Here is a 12,846-nt window from a genome sequence, read left to right as displayed (position 1 = left end):
GCGCAGCCGATCCCGCAATATCGCGCCAAGGGCGCCGCAGGCCAGGACGAAGGCGACGGCGAAGGCAGCATGCAGGTGCATCTCGATCCGAACATGAAGATCGGGAATGCCAAGGTTTTCGCAGTCTACGGCAAGGGCGGCATCGGCAAGAGCACGACGTCGTCGAACCTGTCGGTCGCGTTCTCGAAGCTCGGCAAGCGCGTGCTCCAGATCGGCTGCGATCCGAAGCACGACAGCACGTTCACGCTCACGAAGAGCATGATTCCGACGGTCATCGACGTGCTCGAAACGGTGAACTTCCACACCGAGGAGCTTCGTCCCGAGGACTACATGTTCGAGGGCTATAACGGCGTCATGTGCGTCGAGGCGGGCGGACCGCCGGCGGGCACAGGCTGCGGCGGCTATGTCGTGGGGCAGACGGTGAAGCTCATGAAGGAGCATCATCTGCTCGACGAGACCGATGTCGTGGTGTTCGACGTGCTGGGCGACGTGGTATGCGGCGGCTTCGCGGCACCGCTGCAATATGCCGAGCGCGCGCTGATCGTGACGGCGAACGACTTCGATTCGATTTTCGCGATGAACCGCATCGTCGCGGCCATTCAGGCGAAATCGAAGAACTACCGCGTGCGTCTTGGCGGCGTTGTGGCGAACCGCAGCCGCGCCACCGACGAGATCGACCGCTTCAATGCCGCTATCGGTCTGAAGCGCATGGCACACGTCCCCGACCTCGACTGCATCCGCCTTTCGCGTCTCAAGAAGAAGACCCTGTTCGAGATGGACCCGTCGGAGGATGTGGAACGCGCGCAGTCGGAATATCTGAAGCTTGCGCAGGCGATGTGGGACGGCGCCGAGCCGCTGGAGGCCACGCCGATGAAAGACCGCGATATTTTCGAATTCCTGGGATTCAACTGATGACGACGCAGTCCTACCTCGATCGCCGCCACGACCTCAAAACCTATTTCGACAGGACTGCGGCGGATGCGTGGGCGAAACTGACGACCGATGCCCCTGTCAGCGGCGTGCGCGCGACGGTGCGCGCGGGCCGCGACCGCATGCGCGCGACGCTCATGAGCTGGCTTCCCGACGACCTGACAGGCGCGCGTCTTCTCGACGCCGGTTGCGGCACCGGGCTTCTCTCGGTGGAAGCGGCGCGTCGCGGCGCGCATGTGGTGGCGGTGGATCTCTCCCCGACGCTCGTCGGCATCGCTCAGGAGCGCATGCCGGAAGATGTCGCCGACCGAATCGAATTCCATTCCGGCGATATGCTGGACGCTTCGCGCGGTCGCTACGATTTCTGCGTCGCGATGGATTCGCTCATTCACTACAAGGCGGACGACCTCGTAAGCGCGCTTTCGGGTCTCGCCTCGCTTGCAGATCGGCAGGTGCTTTTCACCTTCGCGCCAAAGACATTCGCGCTCTCCGTCATGCACAGCGCGGGCAAGCTTTTCCCCCGTTCGGATCGGTCGCCGGCCATCGAACCTATTGCGGAAACCAGACTTTCAGGGATGATCACGAAGGATAGCCGCCTCGCGGGCTTCACACAGGGTCGCTCGGAGCGGATCGTGAACGGGTTCTACACCTCGCACGCCATGGAGTTGGTCGCCGCGTGACGGATGTCGGAGGTCATAGGCAGGTGGGCGCGCCCGGCACTCCGAAGGAGACGCCGGACGAAACAGCTGCCGTGTCCGATTCGACAGCTTACGCCGCGCCGCAGCCCGCTAACGCCACCCTGACTTCAGGGGGCGACAAAGCAACCGATATTCCGCCGATTTCGGTTTCCACCGCAAACCCGTCGAAGCCTTCCGGCTCGCAGAAGGCAACCGAACCCAAGGCGTCGCCGCCAGCAACCTCACATCCAAGCGCCGCTTTCCTGTTCCTGAAGGGCCTCGGGCCGAAGTTTCTGCCTTTTGCCGACGCGGCGACGCCGCAATTTCCACTGCACCGGCTGCTGCGCCTCTCCCTGTTTCAGGTGACGGTCGGCATGGCTCTGGTGCTCGTCAACGGCACGCTGAACCGCGTGATGATCCTCGATCTCGGCGTGCCCGCGTGGCTTGTCGCCCTGATGATCGCGATCCCGCTCGTTTTCGCACCGTTCCGCGCTCTCCTGGGCTTCAAGTCCGACACGCACCGCTCGCTCCTCGGCTGGAAGCGTGTGCCTTACATCTGGTTCGGCACGCTGATCCAGTTCGGCGGCCTCGCCATCATGCCTTTTGCTCTGATCCTCCTGTCGGGCGATACGCAAGGGCCGCCGATCCTCGGTCAGTTCGCGGCCGCGCTCGCCTTCCTGCTCGTCGGCGCGGGCATGCACACGACCCAGACGGCCGGACTCGCGCTCGCGATGGACTTGTCGCCCGCCGAGAAGCGGCCGCGAGTCGTCGCGTTCCTCTATGTCATGCTGCTGATCGGCATGAGCGTGAGCGCGCTGCTTCTGGGCGATCTGCTCACGAATTTCAGCCAGATGCGGCTTATCGAGGTGATCCAGGGCACAGCGCTCGCGACCATGGTGCTGAATATTGTCGCATTGTGGAAGCAGGAGCCGCGCAGGCCGCGCCGCCTCGTCGAACACGAGCCCAAACCCGATTTCGGCGAAGCGTGGCGCACGTTCATGGCGACCGGCAACTGGAAGCGCATATTTGTGGGCCTGGGGCTCGGCACGGTCGGCTTCAGCATGCAAGATATCCTGATCGAGCCATATGGCGGTCAGGTTCTCGGGATGACGGTGTCGCAGACGACGGCGCTGACGGCCTTTTTCGCGCTGGGCGCGCTCATTTCGCTCGCCATTGCCGCGCGCCGCCTCGACAGGGGTGTCAATCCGCACCGGCTCGCCGCGCAAGGCGTGATGGTCGGCCTCGCGGCGCTGGCTGCGTTCGTCTTTTCCGCGCCCGTCGGCGAACGCCTCCTGTTCGAGGTGGGCGTCGTGGCGCTGGGGTTTGGCAGCGGCTTTTTTGCCGCAGGCACTCTGACGGCCGCAATGGAGCTTGCAAAAGCCTCTCAGGCCGGTTTAGCGCTTGGTGCGTGGGGTGCAGTCGGTGCCTCTGCGACAGGAGGCGGAATTGCACTCGGCGGTGCCATCCGTGACATTAGCGCGACCCTTGCGGCGAACGGTAGCCTGGGTGAGGCGCTAATGCGCACAGACACAAGTTACCTCATTGTCTATCATATCGAAATTGCCCTGTTGTTCGCGACGCTCGTGGCCATCGGCCCCCTCGTGCGCACAGCGGGTGATACATCAAGGCAAAAGCCGCCGCAATTCGGCCTAGCTGATTATCCGGGTTGAGAAAAAACTTTGGAGGTTTTAATGCCAACCGGCGCACTGACATCACATCTCGACGTCGCCCAGGTGACGTTGTACGCGTTCTGGATCTTCTTCGCGCTCCTGATCCTTTACCTGCGCCGTGAAGACCGGCGTGAGGGGTATCCCCTGATCAACGAATCGACGGGCAAGCCGCAGAACGACGGCTATCTCACGATCCCGGACAAGAAGATCTTCCGTCTTTTCCATGGCGGCACGACGACCTCTCCTCAGCCCTACAAGCCCGAGCGTGAGATCAAGGCCAAGCCCGCGACCAATCATCCCGGCTCGCCGCTCATTCCGACCGGCAATCCGTTGATCGACGGCGTCGGCCCGGCTTCGTGGGTGCAGCGTCAGGACGTACCGGATCTGACCTATGACGGTCTGACCCGCATCGCTCCCCTGCGCGTCGCCACCGATTATGCGGTCGACGAGCATGACCGCGACCCCCGCGGGTTCACGGTTTATGGCGCCGATGGCGTCAAGGCCGGCAAGATCCGCGATGCGTGGCTCGATCGCTCGGAAGTCATCATCCGCTATCTCGAAGTTACGACGCCGAAGGGCCGGAATGTTCTCGTTCCGATCACGCTCGCCAAGGTCGACCAGGGCAAGGGCAAGGTCGTTCTCGAATCGATCCTCGGCGCCCAGATCGAAGATGCGCCGAAGCTCGCCAACCCGGATCGCGTGACGCGACTCGAGGAAGACAAGGTCGCCGCGTACTATGCGGGCGGCATCTTGTACGCTACGCCGGCTCGTCAGGAGCCTCTTTTATGAGTGAATACGACTACGAGCCGATACGGGGTCTCCCGTACCGGCTTCCCGAGGATGAAAAAATCCTTTGGCAGGGATCGCCTAAATGGCGGTCCCTGGCCGTTCATCTCTGCCATGTGCGCACGATCACGCTCTATTTCGCGCTTTTGATCGCGTGGAGGGTCGTTGCCACAGCGCTCGACGGCAAGCCCGTATCGGAAGCGTACGAACTCGCTGCCTTTCTCGCTTTGCTGAACGGCATCCTGGTCTCGATAGCGGTGATCTGGTCGATCCTTCTCGCCAAGACGACGATCTACACGATCACGACGCGGCGCGTGGTGTTGCGTTACGGGATCGCGTTGACGAAGGCCGTGAATGTGCCGCTCCGCTTCGTCAAGAACGTCGCCATGAACAGGCATTCGAACGGCTGCGCGGATATCGCTTTCGAAACGAGCGGCAAGGACCGCATCGCCTATCTCATCTTGTGGCCTCATACGCGGCCATGGCGCGTTTCTCCGACGCAGCCGATGCTCCGTTCGGTAGCGGAGCCGGAAAAGGTTGCCGAAATTCTCAAACAGGCTCTTGCACCGTTTGCGGCGCAGAGCGTAGATGAGAATGAAAATAAAGAGACGCAGGCTGCAACCGATCAGCAGGATGCGGAAAAAAAGGTGACTGACCCCGGTCAGCCCGCTGCCGAGGCAGCGTAATCGAATTGGAAACGCACCGGTATGTTCAAGGGTGTGAACAAAGCGCTGCTTCTGGGAAGCGCGGCAGTCGCCGCTCTCCTCGTTATCGTCATCGGCTCAAGCGTCGTCGATAGGTTCGGCGGCGGCGTGGCGGATGCTTCGCGCCGCCCCGTCGTTTCGCGGGCCGTCATCTTCCGAGACGCGCCTTCCGGGGGGATCGCGGTATTCGATCAGGGAGCAACCGAGCCCTTCCAGATCCTCGACCGCGAAAAGAATTCATTCATGGCGACGGCGATGCGCATTCTTCGCCAGGTGCGTCAGGCGCGATCCAAGGCCGGGCCAGACGCGCCGTTCGTCGTCACGCAGTGGAGCGATGGCAGGCTGACGCTGACCGACCCATCGACCGGTGAAACGGTGGAGCTTGCCGCCTACGGTCAGAAGAACGCCGAAACCTTCGCGCAACTCCTTCCCGATACGAGCGTGCCTCGATGATGCGGGTTCGAGCAGAAGGGGGCTCTCGCGGGGTCGTGCAGATTTTTGGCGTGCATGCCGATCCGGGATTTTTGAACGCTGTCGGAAGAACAGCGATGGCTTGCGGCTCGCCTTGCCCACAGAGCATGGAAGGCGTCAAGGCCCTTGATTTCTTCGCAACACAGCGCCGTTCCAGGGCGGTGCGGGTGCTGCTGCCTCAGAGCAACGGGCGTGTTCTTGCAGCGCAGAAGCGGGCACACCCCGGCGTCGGCGAGCCCGGGCGCGCGGACTTGATTGATATCAAGGATCGGGAGCCTCTATTTGTCATAAATGCATCAGACGCGTCGCGGCGCTTGCCGCTGAGAGAAATATCGCGCTCATCGGGGAAGCCAGCTTTGTCCTTGCGCGCGGTTGTCGCGCGGCTGCCTTTCAGGGCGCCTGGCGCGCCGCGGGCAGTGCGGTCGCGAACGGCGAGCTAGCGAGGGTAGGGCATTGATACATTACGGGCTTCCGACCCTCTACGTTCTCTTTGTCTGGTGGTTCAGCACTGGCGCTGTTCTGTATCTCAACAATCTGCCAAAACACACCTACAAATGGAGCGTGCTCGGCGGAACGCTCGTGCTGCTGGGCTCGCTCTACGGTCTGCACGTCTCCAGCCAGAGCCAGACGGTTCTGGCAGCCTATGTCAGCTTTACCTGCGGTCTTCTCGCCTGGGCGTGGACGCAACTGACGTTCTACACCGGCGTCATCACCGGACCGCGCAAGACCGCCTGTCCTCCGGGCTGCTCCGGCTCAAGGCACATGTGGCATGCCGCCGAAACTTGCCTTTATCACGAGGCTAGCGCGGCGCTTCTCGGTGTTGCCGTTTGCTTCGCAACGCTCAACGGCACGAATCACATCGGGTCCTGGACGTATACGGTGATCTGGCTCATGCATGCGAGCGCGAAGGTGAACGCCGTCCTCGGTGTCCGCAATCTCAACGATCACTTCTTCCCCGAGCATCTGCGCTATCTAAGCTCCTACCTGCGCAAGAAGCCGATGAACCTTCTGTTCCCGGTTTCGATCACCGTATCGACCGTTTTCGCGGCCATCCTTGTGCACAAGGCGGTCGAGATGCAGCATTCGCCCTTTGACGCGCTCGCGCTGACATTTTCGATCGTGATCCTGGTGCTCGGCATCATCGAGCACTGGTTTCTCGTCCTGCCCATCCCGGCGGAGGCGCTCTGGAACTGGAGCGTCAGGGCCAAGACCGGCGTTGTCAAGCAGGAGTCGGTGAGACTTCCGGAGATCGTCGATGCGAGCAAGCCAGCTTCGACGCGCCTTCGCATCGTAGCGAGCCGCGGCGACATCTAGTTGTCCGATTCCGACAATTGCATCCGTTTGCAGCACGCTTGCGCGTGTCGGGATCAAAAGGACCATCGGCAAACCATGCTTCTGGTGCAGCTTTTGAATTTGACCTTTGATTGAAAGCTCGGAGCAACCGGGGCTCAGAAGTCGCATTCGCTCCACTTGACGGAGCCCAAAGCGGCCTTCTTGGTCGTTGGCGAGCGTAAGCTTGTCGTGCGACCGCCGCCTTTGAGGGTCGGGATCTCGCGATAACGCAGCGCGCCACAGCCCTTGCTGCATCCTGCCGCAAATCGGATGTGGCCCGACGCTTTATGTTTCTGGTCTCGACCTGCTTCTTTGCTTGCGGCGAAACGTGCGGCGCCCGGTTGAGGTGCTCCCGGATGAAATCGCGATGCCGGCACGAGGCTGCGCTTGCCGTCGCCGCCCATCTTGCCCGTGCGACGAGCCCGTCGCCCGGTAAGCGGCATCGGCTTCACCCCAGCCGTGCCTGAAGTTCTGGAAACGGGAGCGGATGGGACAAACGGCTTCTTGAGAGCCGCTTTCGTCGGATCGTGATGTGTAGGCTTCTTCGTTGATCCTCTAGTCGGAGCGGTAGGGCGGGTTGGCAGTCGATCTCTAGAGTCTCGATGCCTGGGTCCTTGCCGATTCGCATCGGAATGCTGGCGAACGAATGCTCCCCCTCCGGCCCTCGCGCGGGGGGCGGGGCTTCCTTTTTCAGGGCCAGTTTGAGACCAGCTCCTCCGGCCCCTCGCGCGGGGGGCGTCGCGCGTCGTAAACGCTGGAAGGCGTCATCAAAGCGGGCTGCGGCCGCCCTCTTGCCCGCGCCGCCAGTCGCGCAACTCACGCTGACGCAGATCGTTCGAAAGAGGAACGTGGCGTCAATGCCGGCTTCCCCTGGCCCGCATCTCGAATCCCGGTTCAATCAAGGAGGGAATTGCCGCTATTCGGCCATGCAGTAAACCGGCCTGATACGCTCTAGCGGCGTTTCTTGGCGGCGGCCTTCGGAGGCGCGGCGATGACAAGGGTTGCAGCCTGTGGCGTCGGCGCGGCTTTCGCGGCGGCGAGGCGCTGATACCCGTCGAAGCCCGCCATCAGTTCCGCGAACAATGCGCGCGCAGAACGCAGATTTCCGGCCTCCGTCAGCGTGAAATGGTCGGGGGCGGCCAATGGCGGGTTGACAGTCGTCCATGCATGGATCGAGCAGTGGCCGCCCATGTATTTCGCCCAATCCCAATAAAAGGCCCCGCTTGCTGCTGCCGTGCGCCGGATGGCGGAGCGGACCGCTTCGAGGCGCGGCGGTGCGTGCCAGCGGCCGAGGCGCTCGTTGCCGCGGCCGAGAAGGCGCGTGTAGCCGGCGATTTCCTGCGGATTGAGGGCGCGGCAGACCTGCGCGCCGCCGGAACCGGAAAAGGTCGGCAGCCGCGCCGCGTCGGGTGGCCCGATCAAAAGGAGCGACGCACCTGGCACGGCGCTCTTGATCTGCTCCACCGTCAGCCTGAGGCGGGCCTCATAATCGCGAATGTCGAGATCGTCATCGAAGCCTTCCTTCTTTCCGAAACTCAGGATCACGAGATCCGGATCAAGCTTCTTGAGGTCATTCGCAGCGAAGTCGCGGGACCATTTGCCGAGCGTCATCGCGGTCGCGCCGGGGACACCGGCATTCGAATAAACGATGCCTGGCGTTTGCGTGCCGGTTGTCAGCGACAGCATCGTCACTTCGCCGTCGCCGCGCGGGCGGATCGTGACTTCGCGCGCCTTCGCCATGATGCGTATCGAGGTCTGGCTCACGTTCGGCGCCCGCGTCGGGACGAGCTTCATCTCTCCATCGACGCTGATGGCGACGGTGCCCTGCTGAGGCCCTGTCATGAAAGAGGCTTCGACCCAGTCGAAGGCGGTTTCCGCGGAGGTGAACCGCAGCCATGCATCGGAGGCGGCCGAGGTCACACGCACGCCGGACAGGCCGAACGGACCGGACGCGCTGCTCGCCGCGCTGGCAAGCGACCACGCGCCGCCGCGATCGATCTTCATCCCCCGAACGGGATAGAGGCCGGGCAGCATGAGGCCACGCCCGGCGTTGCCGAAGCGGCTTGTGAGATGCTCCCTGAGAGCGCCAGCGAAACGGTCGTCCACGATTTCGTCTCCACCGAGATGGACGATCTTCGCGGCGCCCGAACGCCTCCCGGCGTTCAACTTTGTGAGTGCGCCGTAAAAGTTCTGCAATGCTTCGGCGGCGGTGATGGCCTGCGGCTCGTAAGCCTCTGTCGTGTCGAGGGCAAGCGCGAGCGAGGCGTCCGAAGGGGAGGGGCGTCGCGCTTCGAAGGTGGAGAACGCGAAGAGCGACGGTCCGCTGTCGGGCATGAGCGTCGGAGCGGGGTGCGATCCGGCAGAAGACGGAGACTGGAACGACAGGAAGTTCGTCTTGTAGGACCGGTTCAGCGCGGGTGATCCGTCGTTGTCTTCCGCGAGAGGCGCACGGCCCGTATCGTCGCCCCATCCCATGCCGGGCAGGCATCCGCCCAGAAGCGGGAGGGCTGCCAGTCCCAATGCGGGCAGCAATCGCTTCCAACAGAAGCGCCGATCGGGTCGTTGACTTCCCTGCATGAAGACTCCGGCGCACTTACTCGACGACATCTGACAACACGAAGTGGAATTACTGCTGCGACGTGGCGCTATCCTCGCGCCACGTGAAATCATCGGCTCGCCCTTCTTTCGATGGCAAGGCATCGCCACGGCTCAGAACCTTGAAATACAGGCGGTCGGCGAGGGGCGTCTGCCGCTGGATCTCCCGCATCGAGAATTCACCGACAGGCGATATGGCAGCAATGGCCGTCATGCCGTCGCCGAGGTCGCCGAAGATCAGTTCACCGCCCTGAAAGCCGGAGGAACCGGCGAAGGCGGCATGCTCGCGGGGTTCGTCGCCGGCGCCAGCCGGCGCGGTGTCTGGCCCCGCTGCCGGACCATTGTCTTTTGCTGAAGCAGCTTTCGTTTCCGTCCCTGTACCGGCGGCCGGCCCGTCGGGCCTTGCATCCGTTTCCGTCGTCCAGACGGATTTGCCGCCAGCACCCTTTGCAGAGCGGCTTGCACCCGGAACCACCCGTGCCTGTTCTTCCTCGTCGCCCGCGAGCGGGATGTTGCGCTGCGCCTTCGCCTGGGCAAGATCGCGCCTGAGCACGATTTCCACGTAATTGGCGAGCTTGCGGCTGCCTGCCGCCGTAAAGCCCACGCCGTCGCCTTCGCGCAGACGTTTCGTCTGGCCGCTAAGGTCGGGGCCATAAGCCGTGTAGGCCCCGGATTGATCGGTAAAGCCCGCGCTCGTTTCGATGAATTTTGCGCCATTGACGTAAGCCGACTGGCGTACCGCGTCGTTCATGGCAGCAACCGCTTCGTTTCTCTGGCTATTCGCCATGACGGGAAGGCCGAGCCAGTAAACCGCTATGTTGGCGGCCTTCAGCTTGCGAATGAGCTTTTCGGCTTCCCGACCGTAGACATCCTTCCATTCGGCGGTGCCGGGCTGAAGTCGTCCTGTACCTGTCGGCGCTTTCATGGAGATAACGTCATTCACGCCGAGCATGATCACCGCGACATTGACGGGGGGTGTCGACGCGACCAGCTTGTCGATGTCGGCAAAGAGGCCGATCTGCTCCGTTCGCGCGAGGCCGTAATTCGATTTCGACGCATCCTGAATCTGTACCGATGCATCCTGCTTGAAAGCGTCCTGAAGGCCGTTTGTGAGGCCCGGCCCGAGCCAGTCGCCGATAATGCGGACCAGATATCGATCCGTCAGCGGAAAGGGTGTCACGTAGCTCGACGAGAGAGGGTTCGGTGTCTGCGCAAGGACGATTCCGCCCCCTGCGGCGAGGGCGAAGACGATGGCGACCAATAACGCCAGGGCGCGGGATATCGAGGTCATCTGATTATCCTCGCTGAACGCGCCAAAGACTAAACTCCACCCCATTTTGCCTCACGGCCTTGTTTTATGCGGGAATGTGTCAGGATCAAGCCTGCACCGTGGCCGCACACCTTTTTCCACCTGTCTCAGGGAAAGCGCGCTTCCCTACGCCAGAACCCGGGCTTTCGCTTATCGCCCGTCTATCGCGATGAAAGCTCGGCGGCCAGTCGATCGGCGAGCAGCCCTACCGCGAGAGCATACAGATCCGAATTGTTGTATGTCTTAATGACATCGAAGTTCGCGACAGTGAGAAATGCCAATGTGTTGGCTTTTTCGCCCGTGAACGGATTTGTTTTCTCCGGCAGGAAGAGGCGCGCGGTTTCACCCGGCTTCGGGAAAGGCTCACCCGTTTCGCGCGCCACGCCGAGCTTGCGCCAAGTTGCGATGGGCCTGGCTTCCTGTGCGTCGGTCGGCGCGAAGCCATCCGGCAAGCGGACCGCGTAGCCCCAGGTTCGCCGCCGCTGCCAGCCCGATTGGGCGAGGTAGTTCGCCGTGGAGGCCATCGCGTCGGCAGGGTCGTCCCATATGTCGCCTCGCGGCCTGCCCGAGAAGCTGATGCCGAACTTGTTGTAAGTGGACGGTATGAACTGCGTGTGGCCCATGGCGCCCGCCCAGGAGCCTGACAGCTTGTCGGGCGAGATGCGCTGGTTTTCGACGATCTTGAGCGCTTCCACGATTTGCGTCTTCCAGAAATCCGCGCGGCGTCCGGCTGCGGCGAGCGTTGCCAGAGAGCGGAAGACCGCCCACGATCCCTGCTTGTTGCCGAAATCGGATTCGGCGCCCCAGATCGCGACGAGAATGAAGCGGCTCACGCCGTAGCGCCGCTCGAGCACCTTGAGCTTTCCCTCATATTTGAGATAGGCGGCCTTGCCGTCGGCGATGCGCGCGGGCGTGATGATGCGGTCGAGATATTGTGTCGCGGTGAGCGTGAATTCGGGCTGGCGGTTGGCGAGCCGCAGCACTTCCGGGTCCGGTTCGAGGCCCGCGAAAGCCGCGTCGAACGTGTCGCGTGCGATGCCTTCTCGTTCCGCCAGGGGCCAAAGCTCCGACTTCAGGGCGCCGAATGCCGTGTCCTGTGCCTCCTCCGCGCGCGCGCCTCCGAAGCCTGCGAGCGTCATCATCGCGATCAGCGCGGCGGCCAGCCGCGCGGCGACCCTATGCAAATCGATTCTCCCTCAGCGTGCCTCGCGGGAGCCGCAATTAGCGCTTCTATCTCGGCGCGCGTTCGCTATATCGTTCGCGAACGGTCTCACCGCTGAAGCGCCCGAGAATCTTCGTCGATAAGCTCAAACCCTCACCGAGAAGTCCCATGAGCAAGCCTATCCGCAAGGCCATTTTCCCCGTCGCCGGTCTCGGCACGCGCTTTCTCCCCGCCACGAAGGCGATGCCGAAAGAGATGCTGACCGTGGTCGACCGCCCCATCATCCAGCACGTAGCCGACGAGGCGCGCACCGGCGGCATCGAACATTTCATCTTCGTAACTGGGCGCAATAAAGGCGTCATCGAGGATCATTTCGACCGGCAATTCGAGTTGGAAGAAGTGCTTAGGCGGCGCAACAAGCAGGAAGAGCTGCTGAACCTCGAAACGCATCTGCCGAAGCCCGGCGCGACGAGCTTCACCCGCCAGCAGGAGCCGCTCGGCCTCGGCCACGCGGTCTGGTGCGCGCATGACATCGTGGGCCGCGATCCGTTCGCGCTGCTTCTGCCCGACGTTATCGTGCTGCCCGATGGCGAAAGCTGCCTCGGCCAGATGATCCGGGTCTATGACGGCCTCGTGGAAAAATATCCCGAGGCGAAGATCAACATCATCGCGGTGGAAGAGGTGGCGCCCGAGGAGACGAGTTCCTACGGCGTTGTCGGCCTCGCGGGCGTCGAGGGCGACCGTCTGTGGCGCATCGATTCGATGGTGGAAAAGCCCGCGAAGGGCACGTCGCCCTCGAACCTCATCATCATGGGCCGCTACATCCTCCAGCCCGAGATCTTCGACATCCTGAAATATCAGGAGCGCGGCGCGGGCAACGAGATCCAGCTTACCGACGCGATGCGCACGCTGATGCAGGATCAACTGTTCTTCGCCTACAAGTTCCGTGGCAAGAGCTACGATTGCGGCTCGAAGCTCGGCTTCCTCACGGCGAACGTGGCATTTGCGCTCGCGCGTTCCGACCTCGGCCCCAAATTTGGCGAGGAACTGAAGAAGCTCGCCGCCGAGGTGCAGGCGAAGAAGGCCGCCGAGTAGGGCGAGAAAAACTCGAAGCGAATTCCGATGCAAGATCGGAACTCGCTTCTTTTGCCAACAGCGTGCGGCCCGACGCTTTATTTTTCCGCTGTCGATCAGCTTCCCTGCGCCGCTT

At 62.6% G+C, this 12,846-nt stretch carries 12 protein-coding genes; 8 read left to right on the top strand and 4 right to left on the bottom strand.

What is annotated here, in order from left to right:
• Nucleotides 1–69 precede the first annotated feature (69 nt).
• From bchL to puhE, 7 genes are all read left to right on the top strand, one after another.
• Nucleotides 70–912 carry a ferredoxin:protochlorophyllide reductase (ATP-dependent) iron-sulfur ATP-binding protein gene (gene bchL, locus EK416_RS04075; RefSeq protein WP_245433941.1) on the top strand — a complete coding sequence of 281 codons (843 nt, stop codon included), beginning with the start codon at nucleotides 70–72 and terminating at the stop codon, nucleotides 910–912.
• Nucleotides 912–1,610 carry a magnesium protoporphyrin IX methyltransferase gene (bchM, locus tag EK416_RS04070; protein WP_127076190.1) on the top strand — a complete coding sequence of 233 codons (699 nt, stop codon included), beginning with the start codon at nucleotides 912–914 and terminating at the stop codon, nucleotides 1,608–1,610. Before bchL ends, bchM begins: the two co-directional genes overlap by 1 nt.
• Nucleotides 1,611–1,870: 260 nt before the next feature.
• Complete coding sequence (locus EK416_RS04065; protein ID WP_164729865.1) at nucleotides 1,871–3,277, top strand: BCD family MFS transporter; 1,407 nt, start codon at nucleotides 1,871–1,873, stop codon at nucleotides 3,275–3,277.
• Between the two features lie 21 nt (nucleotides 3,278–3,298).
• Nucleotides 3,299–4,066 (top strand): photosynthetic reaction center subunit H, encoded by a 768-nt coding sequence (gene puhA, locus EK416_RS04060; RefSeq protein WP_127076188.1) that lies wholly within the window; start codon nucleotides 3,299–3,301, stop codon nucleotides 4,064–4,066.
• Nucleotides 4,063–4,749, top strand: coding sequence for a photosynthetic complex putative assembly protein PuhB (gene puhB, locus EK416_RS04055; protein ID WP_127076187.1), 687 nt, complete (start codon nucleotides 4,063–4,065; stop codon nucleotides 4,747–4,749). Before puhA ends, puhB begins: the two co-directional genes overlap by 4 nt.
• A gap of 21 nt (nucleotides 4,750–4,770) precedes the next feature.
• Nucleotides 4,771–5,220 carry a photosynthetic complex assembly protein PuhC gene (gene puhC / locus EK416_RS04050; RefSeq protein ID WP_127076186.1) on the top strand — a complete coding sequence of 150 codons (450 nt, stop codon included), beginning with the start codon at nucleotides 4,771–4,773 and terminating at the stop codon, nucleotides 5,218–5,220.
• A 471-nt stretch (nucleotides 5,221–5,691) separates the two neighbouring features.
• Complete coding sequence (gene puhE, locus EK416_RS04045; protein ID WP_127076185.1) at nucleotides 5,692–6,552, top strand: putative photosynthetic complex assembly protein PuhE; 861 nt, start codon at nucleotides 5,692–5,694, stop codon at nucleotides 6,550–6,552.
• Between the two features lie 134 nt (nucleotides 6,553–6,686).
• On the opposite strand, the gene EK416_RS17660 is transcribed toward puhE, so the two are convergent.
• From EK416_RS17660 to EK416_RS04030, 4 genes are all read right to left on the bottom strand, one after another.
• The gene (locus EK416_RS17660; RefSeq protein WP_164729845.1) at nucleotides 6,687–6,974 is read right to left on the bottom strand and encodes a hypothetical protein; all 288 of its coding nucleotides are present in this window, start codon (nucleotides 6,972–6,974) and stop codon (nucleotides 6,687–6,689) included.
• Between the two features lie 547 nt (nucleotides 6,975–7,521).
• Complete coding sequence (locus tag EK416_RS04040) at nucleotides 7,522–9,045, bottom strand: GDSL-type esterase/lipase family protein (RefSeq protein WP_127076184.1); 1,524 nt, start codon at nucleotides 9,043–9,045, stop codon at nucleotides 7,522–7,524.
• A gap of 151 nt (nucleotides 9,046–9,196) precedes the next feature.
• Nucleotides 9,197–10,456 carry an SGNH/GDSL hydrolase family protein gene (locus EK416_RS04035; RefSeq protein WP_164729844.1) on the bottom strand — a complete coding sequence of 420 codons (1,260 nt, stop codon included), beginning with the start codon at nucleotides 10,454–10,456 and terminating at the stop codon, nucleotides 9,197–9,199.
• 179 nt (nucleotides 10,457–10,635) lie between these two features.
• Nucleotides 10,636–11,658, bottom strand: coding sequence for a lytic murein transglycosylase (locus EK416_RS04030; protein ID WP_127076182.1), 1,023 nt, complete (start codon nucleotides 11,656–11,658; stop codon nucleotides 10,636–10,638).
• Nucleotides 11,659–11,804: 146 nt separating this feature from the next.
• Here EK416_RS04030 and EK416_RS04025 point away from each other — a divergent pair, with 146 nt between their 5' ends.
• Nucleotides 11,805–12,731, top strand: coding sequence for a UTP--glucose-1-phosphate uridylyltransferase (locus EK416_RS04025; protein ID WP_127076181.1), 927 nt, complete (start codon nucleotides 11,805–11,807; stop codon nucleotides 12,729–12,731).
• The last annotated feature ends 115 nt before the right edge of the window (nucleotides 12,732–12,846 follow it).

The organism is Rhodomicrobium lacus, from assembly GCF_003992725.1.
Lineage (GTDB): Bacteria > Pseudomonadota > Alphaproteobacteria > Rhizobiales > Rhodomicrobiaceae > Rhodomicrobium > Rhodomicrobium lacus.
The sequence above is the reverse complement of the archived record's forward strand: the minus strand, read 5'-3'. Positions and strand labels throughout refer to the sequence as shown.

Bases quoted from the DNA above. Each gene is read 5' to 3' on its own strand.
- puhC (WP_127076186.1), top strand. From the start codon at position 4,771: ATGTTCAAGGGTGTGAACAAAGCGCTGCTTCTGGGAAGCGCGGCAGTC.
- bchM (WP_127076190.1), top strand. From the start codon at position 912: ATGACGACGCAGTCCTACCTCGATCGCCGCCACGACCTCAAAACCTAT.
- bchL (WP_245433941.1), top strand. From the start codon at position 70: ATGCAGGTGCATCTCGATCCGAACATGAAGATCGGGAATGCCAAGGTT.
- puhA (WP_127076188.1), top strand. From the start codon at position 3,299: ATGCCAACCGGCGCACTGACATCACATCTCGACGTCGCCCAGGTGACG.
- EK416_RS04035 (WP_164729844.1), bottom strand. From the start codon at position 10,456: ATGACCTCGATATCCCGCGCCCTGGCGTTATTGGTCGCCATCGTCTTC.
- puhB (WP_127076187.1), top strand. From the start codon at position 4,063: ATGAGTGAATACGACTACGAGCCGATACGGGGTCTCCCGTACCGGCTT.
- EK416_RS17660 (WP_164729845.1), bottom strand. From the start codon at position 6,974: ATGGGCGGCGACGGCAAGCGCAGCCTCGTGCCGGCATCGCGATTTCAT.
- EK416_RS04040 (WP_127076184.1), bottom strand. From the start codon at position 9,045: ATGGGATGGGGCGACGATACGGGCCGTGCGCCTCTCGCGGAAGACAAC.
- EK416_RS04025 (WP_127076181.1), top strand. From the start codon at position 11,805: ATGAGCAAGCCTATCCGCAAGGCCATTTTCCCCGTCGCCGGTCTCGGC.